At 61.0% G+C, this 20,228-nt stretch carries 17 protein-coding genes and 2 pseudogenes; 11 read left to right on the forward strand and 8 right to left on the reverse strand.

The genetic code is table 11. From position 1 onward, the window contains the following. Nucleotides 1-27: 27 nt before the first annotated feature. Nucleotides 28-498 carry a DUF3817 domain-containing protein gene (locus tag JOE65_RS12270; RefSeq protein ID WP_338021636.1) on the reverse strand — a complete coding sequence of 157 codons (471 nt, stop codon included), beginning with the start codon at nt 496-498 and terminating at the stop codon, nt 28-30. After that, nucleotides 495-1,310, reverse strand: coding sequence for an SURF1 family protein (locus tag JOE65_RS12275; RefSeq protein ID WP_338021637.1), 816 nt, complete (start codon nt 1,308-1,310; stop codon nt 495-497). Before JOE65_RS12275 ends, JOE65_RS12270 begins: the two co-directional genes overlap by 4 nt. Nucleotides 1,311-1,408: 98 nt before the next feature. Between JOE65_RS12275 and JOE65_RS12280 the strand changes: the two genes are divergently transcribed. Further along, nucleotides 1,409-3,127 (forward strand): ABC transporter transmembrane domain-containing protein, encoded by a 1,719-nt coding sequence (locus JOE65_RS12280; RefSeq protein ID WP_205163463.1) that lies wholly within the window; start codon nt 1,409-1,411, stop codon nt 3,125-3,127. Then, a complete protein-coding gene (locus tag JOE65_RS12285; protein ID WP_338021638.1) occupies nt 3,120-4,910 on the forward strand; it encodes an ABC transporter ATP-binding protein in 1,791 nt (596 codons plus the stop codon). Before JOE65_RS12280 ends, JOE65_RS12285 begins: the two co-directional genes overlap by 8 nt. A gap of 6 nt (nt 4,911-4,916) precedes the next feature. Here JOE65_RS12285 and JOE65_RS12290 read toward each other — a convergent pair whose 3' ends face one another. Genes JOE65_RS12290 through guaB form a run of 4 tightly spaced genes read right to left on the reverse strand, consistent with a single transcriptional unit; the run spans nt 4,917 to nt 9,970 of the window. Then, nucleotides 4,917-5,405, reverse strand: coding sequence for a PTS sugar transporter subunit IIA (locus JOE65_RS12290; RefSeq protein ID WP_205163464.1), 489 nt, complete (start codon nt 5,403-5,405; stop codon nt 4,917-4,919). Nucleotides 5,406-5,435: 30 nt separating this feature from the next. After that, nucleotides 5,436-7,190 carry an FAD-dependent oxidoreductase gene (locus JOE65_RS12295; protein WP_205163465.1) on the reverse strand — a complete coding sequence of 585 codons (1,755 nt, stop codon included), beginning with the start codon at nt 7,188-7,190 and terminating at the stop codon, nt 5,436-5,438. A gap of 57 nt (nt 7,191-7,247) precedes the next feature. Next, a complete protein-coding gene (locus JOE65_RS12300; protein ID WP_205163466.1) occupies nt 7,248-8,399 on the reverse strand; it encodes a GuaB3 family IMP dehydrogenase-related protein in 1,152 nt (383 codons plus the stop codon). A gap of 41 nt (nt 8,400-8,440) precedes the next feature. Next, the gene (gene guaB, locus JOE65_RS12305) at nt 8,441-9,970 is read right to left on the reverse strand and encodes an IMP dehydrogenase (protein ID WP_205163467.1); all 1,530 of its coding nucleotides are present in this window, start codon (nt 9,968-9,970) and stop codon (nt 8,441-8,443) included. A gap of 212 nt (nt 9,971-10,182) precedes the next feature. Here guaB and JOE65_RS12310 point away from each other — a divergent pair, with 212 nt between their 5' ends. The 9 genes and pseudogenes from JOE65_RS12310 to JOE65_RS12345 all read left to right on the forward strand — a co-directional run bounded on the left by JOE65_RS12310 (nt 10,183) and on the right by JOE65_RS12345 (nt 15,985). Next, a complete protein-coding gene (locus JOE65_RS12310) occupies nt 10,183-10,863 on the forward strand; it encodes a HAMP domain-containing protein (protein ID WP_205163468.1) in 681 nt (226 codons plus the stop codon). A gap of 21 nt (nt 10,864-10,884) precedes the next feature. Next, a complete protein-coding gene (locus tag JOE65_RS12315) occupies nt 10,885-11,430 on the forward strand; it encodes an ATP-binding protein (RefSeq protein ID WP_205163469.1) in 546 nt (181 codons plus the stop codon). Between the two features lie 2 nt (nt 11,431-11,432). Next, nucleotides 11,433-12,000, forward strand: a pseudogene (locus tag JOE65_RS15210) (response regulator transcription factor). 145 nt (nt 12,001-12,145) lie between these two features. Next, entirely contained in the window at nt 12,146-12,388 is a 243-nt protein-coding gene (locus JOE65_RS12325; RefSeq protein WP_205163471.1) for a hypothetical protein, read from the forward strand. Next, nucleotides 12,375-12,869: a hypothetical protein gene (locus JOE65_RS12330; RefSeq protein ID WP_205163472.1), complete on the forward strand. Its 495-nt coding sequence runs from the start codon at nt 12,375-12,377 to the stop codon at nt 12,867-12,869. The genes JOE65_RS12325 and JOE65_RS12330 overlap by 14 nt, the downstream gene beginning before the upstream one ends. Before the next feature lie 178 nt (nt 12,870-13,047). Next, a complete protein-coding gene (locus JOE65_RS15635) occupies nt 13,048-13,368 on the forward strand; it encodes a hypothetical protein (RefSeq protein WP_205163473.1) in 321 nt (106 codons plus the stop codon). A gap of 340 nt (nt 13,369-13,708) precedes the next feature. Beyond that, nucleotides 13,709-14,467: pseudogene (locus JOE65_RS12340) on the forward strand (glycosyltransferase family 4 protein); the annotation flags it as partial. Nucleotides 14,468-14,625: 158 nt separating this feature from the next. After that, nucleotides 14,626-15,753, forward strand: coding sequence for a glycosyltransferase family 4 protein (locus tag JOE65_RS15215; protein WP_239536711.1), 1,128 nt, complete (start codon nt 14,626-14,628; stop codon nt 15,751-15,753). Nucleotides 15,754-15,826: 73 nt separating this feature from the next. Then, entirely contained in the window at nt 15,827-15,985 is a 159-nt protein-coding gene (locus tag JOE65_RS12345; protein WP_205163475.1) for a hypothetical protein, read from the forward strand. 19 nt (nt 15,986-16,004) lie between these two features. Here the strand turns inward: JOE65_RS12345 and JOE65_RS12350 are convergent, their stop codons facing one another. Further along, complete coding sequence (locus JOE65_RS12350) at nt 16,005-18,074, reverse strand: acyltransferase family protein (protein ID WP_338021640.1); 2,070 nt, start codon at nt 18,072-18,074, stop codon at nt 16,005-16,007. Next, the gene (locus JOE65_RS15550; protein WP_338021641.1) at nt 18,074-20,146 is read right to left on the reverse strand and encodes an acyltransferase family protein; all 2,073 of its coding nucleotides are present in this window, start codon (nt 20,144-20,146) and stop codon (nt 18,074-18,076) included. The genes JOE65_RS12350 and JOE65_RS15550 overlap by 1 nt, the downstream gene beginning before the upstream one ends. Between the last annotated feature and the right edge of the window lie 82 nt (nt 20,147-20,228).

Here is a 20,228-nt window from a genome sequence, read left to right on the forward strand (position 1 = left end):
ATGACAGCAGCCCAAACCGGCAATGAATCAGTACCTCTTGGCGGCTTCGGGATGCTCGGCGAGTTCGCTCTCCACCCGGCGATGGGTCCGGGTTTCGACGATGAAGGACATCAGCGGCACCACACCGCCGAGGGCCAGGACAATGAACTTGCTGAAAGGCCAGCGCATCATCTGCCATAGCCGGAAATCGGCAAAGAGGTAGACGACGTACATCCAGCCGTGGACGATGAGCACCATGGTGGAGAGATTGATTCCGCCGGTGTTCGAGTCTTTGGTGAACATGCCAAGCGGCACCGTGTCACCGGATGCGTTGACTCCGCCAGCGATGATGTCGGATCCGAAACCGTACGCTGCGATCATTTCAACGACAACCAGCAGTAGCATCACACCGGTGGCGTATGCGAGCACTTTATAAAACGTCAGCGCCGAGCGAATCTGGCTGTGGGTCCCCCCAAAACGTCGTTTTTTGGGAGTAGTGCTGGGCTGTGTTTCGGTCACTTGGTTACCTCGTTCTGTGACTGACTGGTGGAGCTCTGGCGTGCTACCTCTTCGTCCTCGGCATCTTCGTGCTGTCTGCGGTAGTCGTCCGCTACCAGCCGCCACCAGAGGAAGAAGGCAAAGCCTGCAAAGACAAACCATTCTATGGCGTAGAAGATGTTCAGCCAGTTCAGCGGAGTCTCCTGTGGCTGTGGGCCCACGAGAACGCGTTCAACACCGGCCGGCACGGCTGCCGATTGACCCTGATGCGAGATATCACTCGCCGTGACGAATCCGGAGTAGGCGGGCCGGTCCCAGAGGTTGACCAGATGAGCCGCTGACAGGCTGGCCACCTGCCCCTGGGGCATTGGTCCGGCGATCGGGGCCTCGGTAGGAAGCAGCCTGCCCACCACGGCGGCGGGTCCCGCTTTGGGCTCCGGCGGCGCGGCGGCGTCGTCCGCAATCCAACCGCGAACCACCGCGATGACCGGCGTCGTGCCCGCAGTTTCCGGAGCGCCGGCGACTTCAAAAGCGTTAACCACCCAAGCGCCCTCGCGGTCATCCTGCAGCCGACCGGGAATCACCAACTGTGTTCCGGCGACGAACGACCCTTCGATGCTCACGCGCTGATCGGCGTCGGGCTTGTACAGCGGATCCCCGGGCTTGAACGTTTCGGTCAGCGGCCTGACGGTCTCCGTTTGGGTGGGCGGCGGAGGTGCTTCACCCTCAGATTGTGAAAATTGCCATTGGCTGAGCAACACGAAGACCGAGGCCAGCACCAGGGCAAAGATCAGCGACAGGATCCAGCGTGGTTTCAGAGCGGTCTTGAGCACGCATCCATGGTACTTCGACCACGTGTAGAAAACCCAATGCGCTAAGTGATTGGGATTCGTCTACCGCAGGTCGGGAAATGTGGCTAAGATGGTTCCTCGTGCGCTCCTATCCCTACCCCGATCCCGGCAAGCCTGTCCTGACATCCCCCGCCCGTTATCTGCTGTGGTTGGCCTCCCACCAGAAGTCAACGCTGCTCATCGGAACCGGGTTCGGAATCGTTTGGATGCTCACCCAGGCCTTCGTCCCGTTCGTCATAGGCCGCGCTATCGACGACGGCATTGTGGGCAGCGATATAGGACAACTCGCCCAATGGGTCCTGCTGCTCATCGGTCTGGTTGTTGTTCAGGTTCTCGCCGGCATGATGCGCCACCGGGCCGCCATCAGCAATTGGATGCAAGCGGTCTTCAAGTCCATGCGGCTGATCGGCCACCGCATCACCCGAACTGGGGACGCACTTCCCCGCAAGCTCTCCACCGGAGAAGTTGTTTCCACCGCTGCCTCGGACGCCACGCGGATTGGGGACACCTTCTACATGGTGGACTCCGCGGCAGGCGCCGTCGTGGGGTGGCTGGCAGTGAGCTTCTTGATCACCCAGACCTCGCCCCTGCTAGGACTCATCGTGTTCGTCGGAGTTCCGCTGAGCTGCGCGTTCCTGGCATTGGTGGTCCGCCCGCTCCAAGAGAAGCAGCGTGAACAGCGCGAGGCGTCCGGTCTGATGACCGCGGTTGGCGCGGATACCGTGGCGGGTCTGCGCGTTCTGCGCGGCATTGGCGGTGAAGATATTTTTGTGGGCCGCTACCGCGAGCGCTCGGCTACCACGCGCGACGCCGGTATCAAGGTGGCAGGGTCCCTTGCCACACTTGAGGCCTCGCAGGTCCTTCTAGCCGGCATTTTTGGTGTGGTCTTCACCTGGGTGGGTGCAACGCAGGCCATCAACGGTGACATCCAGCCCGGGCAACTGGTGGCTCTCTACGGTTACTCCGTTTTCCTCACTACCCCCATTCGAGTGGCATCACAGGCGGCCTCCAGTTACATCCGTGCTCACGTTGGCGCCCGAAAGATCGTCAATGTGCTCTCCATCGATTCCAACGTTTCAGACGAGGGCCCCCGCGTCGCGGCACCGGCAGCGGCGAGCCCTTTGACGGACGTCCGCTCCGGCGTCGTCGTTGAACCTGGCAGGATCACCGCCGTCGTCTCCGGCGACCCCGCGCATTCAGCCGAGCTCGCAACACGGCTGGGACGCTTCGATGACCTGGTTCTTTCCGAGGCCGAGGTCCGGTGGGGGAAGGAACTGCTGCACCACGTGCCGCTGGAGGAGATCCGCCAGCGGATTGTGGTCAGCGAAGCCAGCCCCCAACTCTTCACGGGAACGCTGCGTTCTCAACTGGATCCGTACGGCAAGCACGACGACGACGCCATCCTGGCCGCGCTCGATGCGGCCAGCGCGATCGACATCATCGATGGGCTTGAGAACGGTCTGGATGAGGAAGTCACCGAACGTGGTCGGAGCTTCTCCGGCGGGCAGCGGCAGCGACTCGTTCTGGCCCGCGCTCTCCTGACGGAGGCTGAGGCACTGGTGTTGATAGAACCGACGTCGGCCGTTGATGCGCACACTGAGTCGCGGATCGCGGCCCGGCTCCAGGGTGCCCGTGGCGGTGGTCATCGCATAACCGTGGTTGTCACCGCGAGTCCGCTGATGCTGGGCGCGGTTGATCATGTGGTGTTCCTTCAGGACGGCCGTGTGGCAGCTGAAGGCAGGCATGAGGACCTGATCAAAGTTTCCGATTACCGAAACGTGGTGATTCGCAGTGAGTGAAACCCAGACCCTGCCCGAAGAGCAGGCCAACCAGCCGGCGGTCGAGTCTGGGAAACTGCCCGTCGCTTCCGGTGCGGAGGTCCGCCGTGAGACCGGACGACTGATCCGCAAGCACCGCTCAGGCCTGGCCGTGGTGCTGGTGCTGTATGTGCTCTCTGCGGTCGCAGGGCTGGTGGGCCCCTACCTAATTGGGCGTTTGATTGATGCGGTGATCGCCGGTACTACTGCGCAGACCGTAACCCTCATTTCGAGCGTGATGTTGGTAGCCGTTGTCCTGCAGTCAGCGCTTCGGCGCTATGCCGTCTCGACGGGCATGATTTTCGGCGAGCGGGTGTTCACGGAGCTGCGTGATGATTTCATGGCAGATGTGACCTCACTGCCGCTGTCCACGGTTGAGAAGGCCGGCACCGGCGACCTCGTGTCGCGGACCACGAACGATATTGACTCCGTGTCACATTCCGTGAGGTTCGGCATCCCTCAGGTGCTGGTTTCCGTGGTCACCATTGTGCTCACGGTGGGGGCGGCAGTGCTGGTTTCGCCCGTCCTGTCCATTGCTCTGTTGATTGGGCTGCCGATCCTCATTCCCATCACGCGCTGGTACCTCAAGCGAAGCACCGTGGGCTATCAGCGCGAACGTGAGTCCTATGCCGTGATCAATGGTGCTGTCACCGAGACCATTGAGGGTGCCCGCACGGTGGACGCCCTCAGCATGGGCTCTCTGCGCCGGGATCGGATGGATTCCGCGATCGGTGGCAGTTTCAAGGCCGAGCGCTTCACCCTGTTTCTGCGGTCTATTCTGTTCCCCGCCGCTGATTTTGCCTTCTGGATCCCCGTGGCTGGGATTCTACTGTGGGGCAGTTGGTTGGCCTCTAACGACGCTGTCTCACCGGGTATGGTCTCCGCTGTTGCGCTGTTCGCGGTGCGGCTGATCGATCCCGTCGACACGCTAATCATGTGGACTGACGAAATTCAGGTGGGCGCCGCGTCGCTGGCCCGCATCATCGGCATCAAGGATGTACCCCCGGACCGCACTGCGACCGCGGAGCAGCCCGTGACTGAGGACATTCTGCTCTCCGATGTGCGCTACGCGTACCGGCCGGGACACGATGTGCTCCACGGTGTGAACCTGACCCTGCGGCGGGGTGAACGCCTGGCCATGGTTGGACCGTCCGGAGCCGGAAAATCCACATTGGGCCGACTGATCGCCGGTATCCATCCGCCGTCGTCGGGCTCCGTCACCGTCGGCGGTGTGCCGCTTGTGAACCGGCCGTTGGACGAACTGCGGCGTGAAGTCGCTCTGGTCACTCAGGAACATCACGTATTCGTGGGTTCGCTGGCCGACAACGTGCGGTTGGGGAAAGCCGACGCCTCGCCGCAGGAACTCGAGGACGCCTTGAACGACGTCGGCGCACTCACCTGGGCGAAGGCACTTCCTGACGGCGTTGATACCGAGGTTGGCTCGGGTGCCTTCGAACTGACGCCCGCACAGGCTCAGGAAATTGCGTTGGCACGGTTGGTCCTCGCGGACCCGCACACGCTGGTGTTGGATGAGGCTACCTCCCTCATTGACCCGCAGGCAGCGCGCGACCTGGAACGTTCGCTCAACGCGGTCCTCACCGGCCGCACCGTCGTGGCTATTGCCCACCGTCTACACACCGCGCACGACGCCGATCGCATTGCGGTAGTTGAAGGCGGACGGATCACGGAACTCGGATCGCACGACGAATTGCTGGCACAAGAGGGCGCCTACGCGTCCCTGTGGCACTCCTGGCGTACGGAGTAGTGCCGGTCAGCACTCTGCAAAGTCCACTGTGGAATTGATCAGTTCGGCGATGATTTCCTCATCGTGGGCACGACGCAGGGATTCACGGAAGTTCTCTCGAGAGAGGGAACGCGCCAACCTTGCGAGAATGTCCAGATGCCCGGAGTACGACGACGCCGGCGTCGCCATCAACAGAATGAGCGTCGCGGGCCCATCCACTGCCCCGAAGTCCAGGCTGTGACCGAATCTGGTCACTCCCACGGCGATAGATGTGTCAACGACGTACTCGCTACGAGCATGCGGTATGCCGATACCGCCCGGCAGACCCGTGGCCATCTGGTGTTCAGGGGCACCGAGCTGAGCCAGGAACGCCTCCAGATCCGAGAGGCGCCCTTCTGCGAACATACGCGCAGCCAGTTGCCTCGCGGCGTCCTGTCGGTCAACCGCTTCCAGCCGGAGGACGACGAGCCCAGAGGTGGTCAGCGGCCTGTCTACGAAATCCGCATCAGCTGCCACGGCTGGCTCCCTGACTCTCCGGCCCGGCCCCTACTCGGACTGGACCGGTTCAACTGGCAGAATGTCTGCTGCCCCCAGCCGGGCGCTATCGGCCGAGACGTCGTCGGGCTGTTCCTGGCTGAGCCTCTCGGCTTCAACCCTGGCCAGATAATGCTTGACCTCACGATCCACCTGGTCCGCACTCCAGTTGAGGTAAGGCGCCAACAGGTCCGCCACCACTGGCGCAGCAGAGACACCGCGATCAAAGCATTCTATGGACATGCGGGTTCTGCGGGTCAGGATGTCATCAATGTGCCGTGCGCCCTCGTGCGTCACGCCATAAACCACTTCCGCGAGCAGGTAATCATCGGTGCCTGGCAGGGTCTCTCCAAGCTGCGGATCCGCCTTGATCAGCTCCAGCAATTCGCTAGTCAACGAACCATAGCGCTGGAGCAGATGCTCCACCCGTGCAACGTGAATGCCTGCATCCTCCGCCATCCGCGCACGGTTGTTCCACGCTGCCTTATAGCCTTCGGCGCCGAGCATGGGAATGGTGGATGTGCAGCTGTCCGGGACCCGCTCGTCAAGGGCCCGGGTGGCTTCATCCACCGCGTCTTTAGCCATGACACGGTACGTGGTCCATTTGCCGCCTGCTACCACTACCAGACCCGGCACCGGGTGGGCCACCACGTGTTCGCGGGAGAGCTTCGCGGTTGAATCGCTCTCGCCCGCCAGCAAAGGTCGAAGCCCGGCGTAGACACCCTCGACGTCTTCCCTGGTCAGCGGCCGCTTCAACACCTTGTTGACGTGCTCCAACAGGTAATCGATATCCTTCGACGACGCGGCTGGGTGTGCCTTATCCAGGTCCCAGTCCGTATCCGTGGTGCCAATAATCCAGTGACGGCCCCACGGGATCACGAACAAGACGGACTTCTCGGTCCGAAGAATCATGCCGACCGTAGACTGAATGCGGTCCCGCGGAACCACCAGGTGAATACCCTTGGACGCCCTGACCTTGAGCTGCCCACGGTCCGTCACCATGGCCTGGGTCTCATCGGTCCAGACACCGGTTGCGTTCACGACCTGCTTGGCCCGGATCTCGAATTCTTCGCCGGTCTCCTGATCTTTGACCTTGGCTCCGACCACGCGTTCGCCGGCCCGCAGGAAGTCAACGACGGCAACGCGGTTCGCGGCCTTCGCACCGTAATTCATGGCCGTCCGCGCCATGTTCGCCACGTACCGGGCGTCATCGACCTGTGCGTCGTAGTAGCGGATGGACCCGACGAAGGCGTCCTTCTTCAGGCTCGGGGCTGCGCGCAGGGTCCCGCGCTTACTGAGGTGCTTGTGCATGGGTACACCGCGGGAGTTCCCACCGGTGAGGCTCATGGTGTCATAGAGCATGATCCCTGCGCCCACGTAAGGGCGCTCGATGAAGCGCTTGGTCAAGGGATACAGGAAAGGCACCGGACGCACCAGGTGTGGAGCGATCCGTTGGATCAACAGACCCCGTTCCTTCAGAGCCTCCTGCACCAGCGCGAAGTCCAGCATTTCGAGGTAACGCAGGCCACCGTGGATCAACTTCGACGAGCGTGAGGACGTGCCGGATGCCCAGTCTCGGGCCTCGACCATTCCAACGTCCAGGCCGCGAGTCACAGCATCCAGAGCTGCCCCTGCGCCCACTACACCCCCACCGACGATCAGGACATCGAGTTCCCGGCCGGCTTCAGAGGTCGCCTTCAGATAATCGATCGCGGACTCACGGTTCTTCGGGCTGAGCGCTTCAACCGACGATGATGGTGCTGACACGGTAAGTCCTCCTGAGAATGTGGACGATATGCAAGAAACCTTACGTCGCGGACGAGCTTAAGTCAGGTCCGCGCTATCCGAAACATAGGGAGAGACAACCACTTCAACCCGTTGGAACTCTTTCAGGTCCGAGTAACCCGTCGTTGCCATGGAACGCCTCAATGCGCCAATAAGATTAGAGGTGCCGTTGGTGTGATGGGATGGGCCCCAAAGTACTTCCTTCAACGGTCCTACCGTGCCAACCCGGACCCGGTCCCCGCGAGGAAGTTCCTCGTGATGAGCCTCGGGGCCCCAATGCCATCCACGTCCCGGAGCTTCCTCGGCTCGTGCCAGTGCCGAGCCGAGCATCACAGCGTCAGCGCCCATGGCCATGGCCTTCACGATGTCCCCGCTTGCTCCCATACCGCCGTCGGCGATGACGTGCACATACCGGCCACCTGATTCGTCCATGTAATCCCGGCGTGCGGCAGCGACGTCGGAAATCGCCGAAGCAAGCGGCGAGTGGATTCCGGAGGCACGGCGCGTGGTTGTGGTCGCTCCCCCACCGAATCCAACGAGAACTCCAGCCGCACCCGTTCGCATCAGGTGCAGCGCCGGCGTGTAGCCAGCTGCTCCTCCGACGATCACCGGAACATCAAGTTCATAGATAAACTGCTTGAGGTTCAGCGGTTCCTGTGTTTTAGACACGTGCTCAGCGGACACCGTGGTCCCGCGGATCACAAAAATATCGACGCCAGCCTCGATCACCGTCCGGTAGAACTCTTGGGTACGCTGCGGCGTCAAGGAACCAGCTACCGTGACTCCGGACTCACGGATCTCAGCGAGGCGGGAAGTGATCAGCTCCGGCTGGACAGGCGCCCGGTACAGCTCCTGCATGCGCAGCGTGGCCGACGGGCTGAAATTCTCTTCGCTCAGCTCGGAGATTTCTTGAAGAACAGGACGTGGATCCTCGTAGCGCGTCCACAGGCCCTCAAGGTTCAGGACGCCGAGTCCGCCGAGCCTGCCCATGGCAATCGCCGTTTCCGGGCACATCACGGAGTCCATGGGGGCCGCCAGAACCGGAATCTCGAACTGGTACGCGTCGATCTGCCACTGGACAGAAACGTCCCGCGGATCCCGCGTCCGGCGCGATGGAACCACGGCGACGTCATCCAGCGAATATGCCCTCTGGCCCCGCTTGCCGCGGCCAATTTCAATCTCGTTAGTCACGCTCTTAGGCTATCAGCGGCGGGCACCAAATCGACCCACGATTACTTGGAACCATAGTTTGGCGCCTGCACCGTCATCTGGATGTCGTGCGGATGAGATTCCTTGAGCCCCGCGGCCGTGATCCGGACAAACTTGCCCTTGGACTTCAGCTCCGCGATGCTCCGTGCGCCAACGTAGAACATGGTCTGGCGTAGGCCGCCGACCAGCTGATAAGCCACGGACTCCAACGGTCCACGGTAGGCAACACGACCCTCGATTCCCTCGGGAATGAGCTTGTCATCGCCCGCAACATCCGCCTGGAAATAACGGTCCTTCGAGTATGAAGTATTGCGACCACGGGTCTGCATGGCCCCGAGGGACCCCATGCCGCGGTAGGTCTTGTACTGCTTGCCGTTCACGAACACCAGCTCGCCCGGAGCTTCCTCCGACCCAGCCAGTAATGAACCAAGCATCACCGTATCGGCACCGGCAACCAACGCCTTGCCAATATCGCCCGAGTACTGGAGGCCGCCGTCGGCAATCAGTGGAACGCCCGCCGGAATCGCAGCCTTCGCCGACTCATAGATAGCGGTGATCTGGGGAACACCCACACCGGCAACCACGCGCGTGGTGCAGATGGATCCGGGACCAACACCAACCTTGATGCCGTCAGCTCCGGCATCGCACAGGGCCTGCGCGCCCTCACGCGTAGCCGCCTGACCGGCAATGATGTCAACGTGTGCAGCGGACTTCTCTGCCTTCAGAGCCGCAACCATGGACAGCACACCTTGGCTATGCCCGTTGGCCGTATCCACGAACAACGCGTCAACCCCGGCCTCGACCAGGGTCATGGCGCGTTCAAGTCCGTCGCCGAAGAAGCCGATGGCTGCTCCAACACGCAGCCGGCCCTCCTCGTCCTTGGTAGCAAGGGGATACTGCTCAGCCTTGGTGAAATCCTTGACGGTAATCAGTCCACGCAGCATGCCAGAACCATTCACCAGCGGCAGTTTCTCGATCTTGTGCCGGTGCAGCAGGTCCAAAGCGTCCTCGCGGCTGATCCCCTCGCGGCCCGTGACCAACGGCATCTTCGTCATGACCTCATGCACCAGCCGGGTGGGGTACTCCTCATCCGGCACGAACCGCGTATCACGGTTGGTGACAATGCCCAGTAGCCTGCCCTCTGCGTCAACCACCGGCAGACCCGAAACACGGTAGTGCCGGCACAGATCATCGAGCTCGCGAAGCGTAGCATCGGGCCCTACAGTCACCGGGTTGGTGATCATCCCCGATTCACTGCGTTTGACCCGGTCCACCTGCTCCGCCTGGTCCTCAATACTCAGATTCCGGTGGATCACACCAAGGCCGCCCTGACGCGCCATGGCCACCGCCATCCGCGCCTCGGTGACCGTGTCCATTGCGGCCGACAACAACGGCGTGCGCACCGTGATCCGCTTGGAAATCCTTGAACTGGTGTCCGCCTCAGACGGGATGACATCCGTGTGTCCGGGAAGGAGCAGGACGTCGTCGTAAGTCAGTCCTATGAGCGCAAAAGGATTGAATTCTTCGGGTGCGGAGTTGGGCTCTGGGCTCACAGGTACGCCTCTTTCGCGAAATTGCCGGGCAGGTTGGGGTTGATATGTATTCTACGTGCTTCACCGCACCGGAGTCTCGGCCACGCTCGGCAGTAGGGTTGCAGCTATGGGACTCCGGCGTGTGAGTTTGATACAACGCTTTCGAACTGAGATGAGGTCAGTACGAACGCGGGTGCTTGCCACCATGCTGGCTTTCATGGCATCGGGCCTGATTGCAGCAGGCACAGTCACGGACTCTGGCGGCGGCGGGGCCTGACAAGGGGAACAGCACCTTCACGTCCGTCAATGAGCTCTTTCCCGCGTTGATCCGCAGCCGGGTCTCCAGTGCACATGAATCACTGGTCATGATCATCAACCGTCAGGCCGCCTATGTCCCTAAAGCCCAGCGCACTTCCAACGCGCAGATACAGCAGATCGAGAACGCCGCGAGAAGATACTCTGTCCCCGGGGAAACTGTGCTGCGTGATATTGAACTCAACGGACTAACCCACCGTCTGGCCATTGTTGACGTGCGTGTTGAGGGAGATCAAGCCGACGGGGTCATGGTGGTCGCCAGCGATATTACTACTCAACGCGCAGATATTTTTGATTCGCTGAGAACTTTCAGCCTGGTCTCTCTGGGGACAATTCTACTGGCTGGCATCGTGGGTTTTGTGGTGACCGGCCGCCTACTGACACCCGTCAAACGCCTGCGGGAAGCGACGGCCGCTGTTACCTCGGATGAGTTGACTCAACGGGTTCCTGTGCCAGACAGTGACGACGACATCAGCCAATTGGCAGCGAACTTCAACCATATGTTGGATCGGCTCGAAGAAGGATTCTCAGATCAGCGTCGTTTCCTGGACGTCACCCAGACACGCGCACTGGGCCTGGATGAGCTGGACCGGATGTAGCGTCTGGTTGACGATCTGCTGGTGCTCGCCAAAGCACAGCGTCCTGACTTTCTTCGCCTCGATTGGATGGAGCTAGAACATTTTGTGATTGACGTACTGGATCGGGTCTCCCTCCTCGGTGAGCGCAACTGGATTATCGATCATCCGGGTTCGGGGCGAGTCTGGGCGGACCGGCAGCGCATCACCCAGGCTCTCGTGCAACTGGCCGCCAACGCCCTTAAGTTCACGGCCGACGGCGACACGATTGCTATCGGAGCGAATTGGTCCGACCCACCGCCATCGATGATTCAAGACCCAGAAGTGCACCATGCGGCTGCCCTGGAGTTGTGGGTGAGGGATACCGGCGCTGGCATTGCAGCCGCGGATCAGGAACGGATTTTCGACCGATTCGGACGCGGTGCCACCGGACGGACAGTCGAAGGCTCCGGACTGGGCCTTTCGATCGTCACAGCCATCATGGACGCTCACGGTGGCGCCGTGACGCTATCTTCGCAGCAGGGGCGCGGCTCCACGTTCACGCTGTGGGTCCCGGGTGGGAATCGGAACGAAAGTAGAGAGGAACGCTAAGCGTGTCCAGCATATTAATCGCAGAAGATGAAGTCCGCATCTCCATGTTCCTTCAGAAAGGTCTGAAGGCTGCCGGGTTCACGACCACTGTGGTGGAGGATGGCATGAGCGCACTCGACTACGCCACCACAGGAGAGTTCGATCTCCTGATCCTCGACGTGGGCCTGCCGCGCATGGACGGTTTCACCGTCCTGCCCACGCTGAGATCGATGAATGTCACGCTGCCGGTCATCATGGTGACAGCCCGGGATTCGGTGCAAGACACGGTGGCGGGGCAGGAGGGCGGCGCCGATGACTACCTGGCCAAGCCCTTTCGCTTCGAGGAACTTCTGGCGCGCGTGCGCAAACGTCTCCGTGAACCGCCGGCGACGGCTGGAGCGCCGAATGTTCCTGGAAAATCCGGGACATGTCCTGACCCGCGACCAACTCCTCAGCCGAGTATGGGGCTACGACTATGAGGGTGCCTCAAACGTCGTCGACGTCTACCTGCGGTACCTGCGGAACAAGCTCGGTGCGGAGAGGTTCCTGACGGTCCGCGGCGTTGGCTACCGTTTGGATGAGAAGACCTAGCCTCCGAATCGCCTGGCTGTATGCACTCAAGATGAGAAAACTCTCACCTCCGGCTCATCCTCGCATCATGTTGATTCTCCATAGTTGACGGCGATGAACATTCCGCCGCTTCTGAGGTGGGTCTCGACGTTGCAGGAAGGCCAGCATGGATTACATCCCAGAACGCGCAGACTCCGGGGAGCTGCGCGTCATCCTTTATTCGCACGATTCTCAGGGTCTGGGACATACCCGCCGTAATCTGGCCATTGCCGATGCTCTGGCGACCCGGCTCCCGGCACTCCTTAACCGCAAGGTCACAGGGCTGCTGCTCAGCGGAGTGGGAACCCTCGGGTTTCCAGTGTCCTGCAACCTGGGATTGGGTGGCGTTGCCGGGAGTGGACAAACATGAAGGCAGTTACGTCCCTCGCCATCTCGACGTCCGCATGCCACAATTGACGACCCTTCGTGCGGGCATCGCGGAGGCCGCTATGGTGTCTTTTGAACCACACCTGATCATCGTGGACCGCCACCCATACGGCGTCAACGGAGAACTGGGCAAGGCACTGAGCCAGGTCCGCCGAACCAATCCCGGTTGCAAGGTTGTGTTCGGATTACGCGATGTGCTGGATTCCCCCGAGGCCGCTGCACGCGAATGGCAAGCCCTGGGAAGTCTCGGTCATCTGCGCGAGGATTTCGACGAAATCTGGATTTATGGAGATCCGAACATTCACGATCCGCTGGCCACCGGCGAAATTCCGCTAGCGCTGGCAGATCGTGTCCGCTACACCGGGTACCTTTCCGCGGGCCGGCCCTACGCTGCCAACTCCAGCACCATGGAGCCGTCTTTTCTGCTCACCATGGCAGGGGCGGATCGGACGGTCTGGCGGTGACCATGGCGGCGGCGCGCGCCGGCGTTCCCCATGGTTACAGCCATCTGATCATTACCGGACCGCAGATGCCTGCAGCGCACCGCAGAGATGTGGAACGGGCAACAGGTCCACGCACACGCGTTGTTTCCTTCGTCCCCAAGCACTGACCGAAATCAAAGCTGCCAGCGCGATTGTCTCCATGGGCGGGTACAACTCTATCTGCGAGATCCTCAGCACCTCAGTGCCTGCACTGGTTATCCCGCGTGTGCATCCCCGCCAGGAACAACTGATACGAGCCAGTGCGATGCAACGTCACGACCTCGTGGCTCTCTGTCCACCGGAACAGCTATCCAGTGAAGCGGTGAGTCAGTGGTTCACCGAGGCTACCGAGAAAGAACAGAACCGGAGCAACGTGAACCTCGCTGGACTGGCGGCAGTACCGCGTATGGCCGCGGAACTGCTGTCCGGCGGAGTGAAGACCATCACGCCCGAAAGGGAGTACACCCATGCCGTCATCTGAGCGGAGCAACCGCCCCCGTGTGGGCTACGTGCTGAAGGTCTACCCGCGCTTTTCAGAGACCTTCATCGTCACCGAAATCTTGGCCCGGGAAGCGGCCGGAGAAAACCTGACCATCTTCTCCCTGAGGCCGCCCTCGGGTCCTCGCTTTCACCCGGAACTGGCGCGGGTGAAAGCGCCGGTCCATTACGTGGAACGGTCATTCAAGCTCAGTGAAGGCTGGGAGATCATCAACCGTGCGCAGGAGGTGATCGAAGACTTCGCCCAGCGGTTCGGTCTGGTACTGCCCCAACTCGCGGGGCAGGACCCCCACGAGGTCTATCAGGGCATCCAGCTGGCCACGATGGCTACCCTGAACAACATCGACCATCTGCATGCGCATTTTGGTTCCGTGTCAGCGCGGACCGCGCGTATAGCCTCACTGCTGACGGGGATCCCCTATTCGTTCACATCTCATGCCAAGGACATCTTTCACGAGTCAGTGGACTATCACCAGCTCCGGGCTGTCCTGCGGGATGCTGATCATGCCATCACCATCAGCGCCTACAACCACCGTTTCCTCTCGTCACTGTTTCCAGCCGAGACTGCTCGCCTACACCTGATCTACAACGGGCTGGAACTCGACCGCTTCACCTTCAGGCCGCCGTCGCCCCTGGGATCGACACTGAAGTTAGCCGCCGTGGGACGGCTCGTGGAAAAAAAGGGCTTCGCGCTGCTGATTGCCGCCGCCCAGCAACTGGTGCACGAGGGAGTGCACCTTGACCTCCGGATAGCCGGTGGCGGGGAACTGGAGGAAGAACTGAAGACCCAGGTCCGCCAGGCAGGGCTGGAAGACGCCGTCACCCTCCTGGGACCACAAAATCAGTCAGAGGTCGCAGCGCTCCTGGGCTGGGCGGACGTTTTTGCGGCGCCCTGCGTTGTAGGAACGGACGGCAACACCGATGGGCTGCCCACCGTACTTCTGGAAGCGATGGCCATGGGAGTGCCCGTCGTCGCCAGCGATGTCACCGGCATACCCGAAGTCATCACCTCTCATCCAGATGGAACGCCGAAAACGGGAGTGCTGGTATGTGCTGGCTCTCTGGAGGATCTCATCCACGCACTGAAGTGCACGGCATCGCCAGACTTTGAGCGGCAAGAGATTTCCCGTAACGCCCGCCGTCTCATCGAATCGGCCTTCAACGCGCGTATCCAAGCACGGCTGCTGGCTGGACTGCTCGCTGGCAAGGACCATGACCAGTCCACGGACGAGGTGGCCCGATGCGCGTCGCCTACATCTGCGCCGACCCCGGAATCCCAGTCTTCGGAACCAAAGGGGCCTCAGTTCACATTCAGGAGATCGTGCGCGCCTGGCGCGCCCACGGAGACGATCTACGCCTGTACTGCACCCGACGGGGCGAGGACGTTCCCGCCGATCTCGCTGACGTTCCCCTCACCGAACACCAGGTGCCGATTGTCAGGGCCGAAGAACGCGAGCAAGCTCAGTACGAGGCCGCAGAATATCTGGCCGCGGCAGCCCTCGCCGACGGCATCGATCTCGTGTACGAACGTTACTCACTCTTCAGCACGGCGCTGAGCATCATCGTCTCGGAGGCGGGCGTTCCCGGCATCCTGGAAGTCAACGCTCCACTGATCGCTGAACAACGGCTCTACCACAGCCTGCACGATGAAGACCGCGCCGTGGACATCCTCCGGCAGCAGGCGGCCGCCGCCTCCCGCATCGCTTGTGTATCGGAACCCGTCGCCCAATGGGCACAAGAACTGGCCCCACTAGCCGAAGACCGTACTCTGGTGGCGCCCAACGGGGTGAACGTCTCACGGATCCGGTCCGCGGCAGAACGCGGCGAGCGCCCCGTCGTCGTCTTTGTCGGCACGTTGAAACCGTGGCACGGAGTAGACGTGCTCATCGAAGCGGCGGCGCAGGCGCGGCAAGACTGGCAGCTCCGAATCATCGGTGACGGCCCTGAAGCTGAGCCGCTACGCACGCTTGCCCGGGAGCTGGCTGTTGACGTCGAATTCACCGGCGCGCTCGCTCCAGAACGCATCCCCGCGGCGCTGGCCGAATGCTCCATCGCAGTGGCCCCTTATCCAGCAACGGACCGCGAGGAACAGCAATACTTCTCACCCTTTAAAATCTTTGAATACTGCGCCGCCGGTTTGGCCGTCGTCTCCTCCCGGGTGGGACAGATTCCCCACATCCTCAAGGACCAGAGCACAGGAATTCTGGTTGAGCCCTCAAATCCAACGGCGCTCCGAGATGCCGTTGACACCCTGGCCGCAGACCCGGACCTTCGGCACACTCTGGCCGCGGCAGCACGGCAGGACGCCGTCGACAGCCACAGTTGGGATTCAGTACTGACGAAAATACTGCAGGGAGTGCAGCTATGAAAAAACGGCAACGCGGCTTGGTGTCAAGCGGTGGTAGCAACATCGTCGTTGAGTAGTTTGGTGAATACTTCCCGTGGTGTTGCTGACCCAATGGGAGCACTACACCCAGCTGGACCCGTGGGCAGCCGGCCAGCTGGTCGACGGAAAGTATGTTCTTGATGGTCGCAATGCTTTGGACCTCGACACCTGGCGAGGTGCTGGCTGGAACATTAAAGCAATGGGGCGGCCCTGATAACTGCGGTTCCGGTGCTTCAGGGCACCGGGATCTTGGCCACGCTCGCCCAACCTGTTGCCTGGCCGAAACGGGCACCGAAGTCATCCAACATGGTTTCCAGATACGACTGGGTCAAGTGATCGAGATCCATATAGACGTACACGTTGCCAATAGCACCCGGGCAGATATCGTCAATGCAGAACTTGTCCGACATATCCATGGTTCCAACCTTGGGCATGGAAGCACCCAGGGCGACAAGCGGGGATTCCTCGGCTAGAACCTGCGAACGTGGGAGGTTGCATTCCGGTGAATCGACTCCGTTGGTCTCCAGGCATTCGGGCATCGGGAACTCGAACCGAGGGTTGTCTCGGATACCGACAACGCTGATCCCGGCGTCCAGGAAACCCTGAACGCCCTCCTCATAGCCCTCAACGAGTGTTTCCTCCGGTGAGCTGTGTTCGGTTCGGGTAGCGACGGTGAAGACGGCGTCCGGCGTGCGCTCCATGACATAGGCCTTGCTGGCTTCGTTGAACTCGTTGCACTCCGGTGTGCTCTCGGGAGTTGGCGCGGCATAGCGGCAGCCCGGCTTGTGGATGAGGATGACGAGCCAGTTGTTGGCACGGGCAACCGGTCCCATCGCCGACATCCATTGCTGCGTGTGGGAGTCTCCCAGCGCAACGATGGTGCGGGTGGCTGTATCTGGGTTCCCCATATAGTCGCAGGACTCAAGGACCGGGTTGGTGGGCTCCCAGATACCTTTGCACTCGCCGTCGTAGTCGGCCCACTCTCCGCCCATGTTGCTGATCAACGGCTTGAGCGCAGCATCCGGAGTTCCCAGGTATTCAAAGCCCGGTTCCAGCGCCGCCGCTCCCGGGTTGTCCTCGGAAGACTGTGACGCAACGGCCTGCTCCTCGGCGTTGACCTGATACTGCCAACCCGACAGGGGTGCGGCAACCAGGGCCACACTGACTGCCACGACGATGCCCATCCGGTGACGGCGGGTTGATGCCCATGTCCAGCTGCGCACAGGAGTTTCGACCAGGCGTGTGGTGAGGATGGCCAGAAGTATGGACACGCCAATGAGGACGGCGCCGTCCATGAACCCGGCCGCGCTCTGCTCGGAGTACACGAGCCAGAACACAAGCAAGGGCCAGTGCCACAGATACAGAGCGTAAGAGTTATCGCCCATCCGCACCAGAGGTTTGAAGGTGAGGACGCGATCCACGCCGAAGCGGCTTCCAGATTGGCCCGCTACCATGATGCAGGCGGCGGAGAGAAGCGGCCACAGCGCGATGTAACCAGGGAACTCCGCCTCCACCTGAAGGACAATCCCACAGCTGAGCATCCCTACAAAGCCCACCCAACCCAGGATCACCCTGAGCACCCTGTTGAAATTCAGGTATGGCAGTGTCAGCGCCAATAGCGAGCCGAGGGCAAATTCCCACAGGCGAGTGCGCGTGTCGAAGTAGGCGAAGGTCTGATTAGTTGCCGTCTCCCAGGCCGAGAACGCCAGCGACGCGGCGAAGAGAGTTGAGAACACGACGGTGAGCACGGTGCGGAAGCGGGTTTTCAGGAACCGCGACACCACAGCCGAACCAGCAAACAGCAACGGCCACAGAATGAACACCTGGCCCTGGATAGACAGCGACCAGAAGTGTTGTAGTGGGCTGGCGGCACTGTGATCTGTGGCGTAGTAATCCACCGAGCTGGCAGCGAGTTCCCAGTTCTGGAAGTAGAAAAGAGACGCCCATGTCTGGCTGAAAACCTCTTCCCACTGCGTCCGCGGCAGCAACAGCGCAGTGGCTACGAGGATGGCCAGCAGTACGACGACGACGCCCGGCAGGAGCCGCTTGAACAGGTGAAGCCAGTACTTCACGAGGTGCAGCGGCTTACCGCCCTCAACTTTGCGGACGAATGAGCCGGTCAACAGGAACGCCGACACCAGAAGGAAGATGTCCACTCCCCCGGAAACCCGGCCAAGCCATACGTGATAGACCACCACCATGAGGACGGCGAGCGCCCGGAGACCCTGGAGTTCTGGGCGGTAAGTTTTGACCGGTTGGCGTGATGGCGTACCCGTGGTGGGCTCTCTGACCGTGACGGACACTAACGCTTCCAGCCCGTGGAATCGAATAGGCGATCGGAGAATTCCTCCGTCATGCTGCGGATATATGTGGCTCCGAGGTGATTATCATCCATGTAAACCATCACGTTTCCGATCACCGGCGGGCAGAGCCCGTCAACACAAATGCGGTCTGTCATATCGATGACGTGCAGTTTTTCGTACCGCTCGCCCAGTGAAGCTGCAGGGTTGACGTCCGCGAGCTTGTCCTCGAGCCGGAAGGTGCACGCCGGATCCTCAACACCGTTGGTTTCAACACATTCGGGGATGTTGACCCCGAAACGGGGATTGTCCCTGATGGCGATAACGTCTGCTCCGTCATCCATGATCTGCACTGCGGCTTTCTCATATCCGGGTACCAGCAAATCCTCTGTCCGGGTGTGATGCGAGGACGACGACACCGTGAAAACCATGTCCGGGTTTATAACGTCCAGGTAGCGCAGGGCATCGCCATTCCAATCCTCGCAACCCTCAAACTGTTCGCCGATCGGGGCTCCAAACGGGCACTGGCCCTTCCGGAGGACCACCAGCTGCCAGTTTTGCTCAGCGGCAAGCACTTCGATAGCTGCGACCCACTGCTGAGGGTGCGATGCGCCGACGACCACGGCAAGCTTGTCGGGATTCTCCGCCAGAGGAGTCTGGGTGCACCCGTCCTGAAGCAGCCCATACTCGGAGGCGTCAAAAATTCCAGCGCATTTCTGGTCTAGCCAAACCCATTCCGCGTCGATGGCTGTGGGCAAAGGAAGCACCGGGGCCTCGGGATTGCCTTTAAATTCAAACCCCTTGCCCAAGACAGTTGCACCCGGGTTATCGATGTCGACGCGGGTGGCTGCTTCTGCGGCGGCCGCGCGCAGCTGGCTTTGCCAGGTTGCGACGGGCACTGCCACCAAGAGAACGCTCAACGCTATGACGATGCCGGCGCGGAGTCGCTTCTCCTCCGCCCACTTCAGATTCCGGATAGGGGTGTCGATCCATTTGGTGACGAGAACTGCCCAGATCACTGAGAAGACAATGATGAAAGCTCCCGAGATGGGACCGGCCATTTCGCGGTCCCTGAAGATAAGGTAAATCACCAGAATGGGCCAATGAATGAGATACAAGGCGTAGGAAGAATCACCGAGTTTCACTAGTGGCTTCCACGACAGTAGCCGGTCCGCTCCCCAGCGGCTATCCGTTTGACCAGCCACGATGATCGCTGCTGCTGCCAGCGTGGGCCAGAGCGCGATGTAGCCGGGGAACTGCTGTTCCACCTGCAGCACGATACCCACGCTGAGCATCGCCGCGATGCCGATCCAACCGAGAAATACGCGCGCGCTGCGCCCTGGCTTGAGGTACGGGAGAAACAATGCGATCAGAGATCCAAGAGCGAATTCCCATAGCCTCGTGCGGGTATCGAAGTAGGCAAAGCCCTGATTTGTATACGTTTGCACAACGGAGAAGGCCAGCGACACCGCGAACACGGATCCAAAAAGCACGATCAACGTAGGGCGGACCCTCAACAGCGTTCGGCTGCAGAGCAATCCAGCCAGGGCGAACAACAGCGGCCAGAGAATGAATACCTGCCCCTGGATGGACAGTGACCAAAAGTGTTGCAAGGGGCTGGCTCCACTGTGGTCCGTTGCGTAATAATCCACAGAACCAAACGCCAGGACCCAGTTCTGGAAGTAGAACAGAGACGCCCATGCTTGATCGAGAATTGTTGACCACCGGGTTGCGGGCACGAAAGTGAACACTGCCGCCAGAGTAACGAGGATGGTTAGCGCCGCCATGGGCAGCAGTCGTTTGAATACATGAACCCAATAGCCAGGGAGGTCCAGAGCCTTCCCGGTTTCGAGTTTTCGTGTGAAGGAAAGCGTCAACAGAAACGAGGAGATGAGGAGGAAAATGTCCACACCCCCGGACACCCGGCCAAGCCATACGTGATAGACCACCACCATGAGGACGGCGAGCGCCCGGAGGCCCTGAACTTCCGGCCGGTACACCTTCGGGTCTTGACGTCTGGGCACAGTTGGCGAGGAACTGTCCCTGCTTATAGCAGCAATCTGGGCGCTCGGCACCTATGTGAACCTTCCGGGGAGAAAACGTACCGGGCCATCTTACCGGACAGACCAGATCCATAGCTGAACGTGAAATTCAACC

The organism is Arthrobacter roseus (genome assembly GCF_016907875.1).
Taxonomy (GTDB): domain Bacteria; phylum Actinomycetota; class Actinomycetes; order Actinomycetales; family Micrococcaceae; genus Arthrobacter_J; species Arthrobacter_J roseus.

Coding starts and splice junctions, on each gene's coding strand:
- JOE65_RS12325 (WP_205163471.1), top strand. CDS start 12,146: ATGGATTACATCCCAGAACGCGCAGACTCCGGGGAGCTGCGCGTCATC.
- JOE65_RS15635 (WP_205163473.1), top strand. CDS start 13,048: ATGGGCGGGTACAACTCTATCTGCGAGATCCTCAGCACCTCAGTGCCT.
- JOE65_RS15215 (WP_239536711.1), top strand. CDS start 14,626: ATGCGCGTCGCCTACATCTGCGCCGACCCCGGAATCCCAGTCTTCGGA.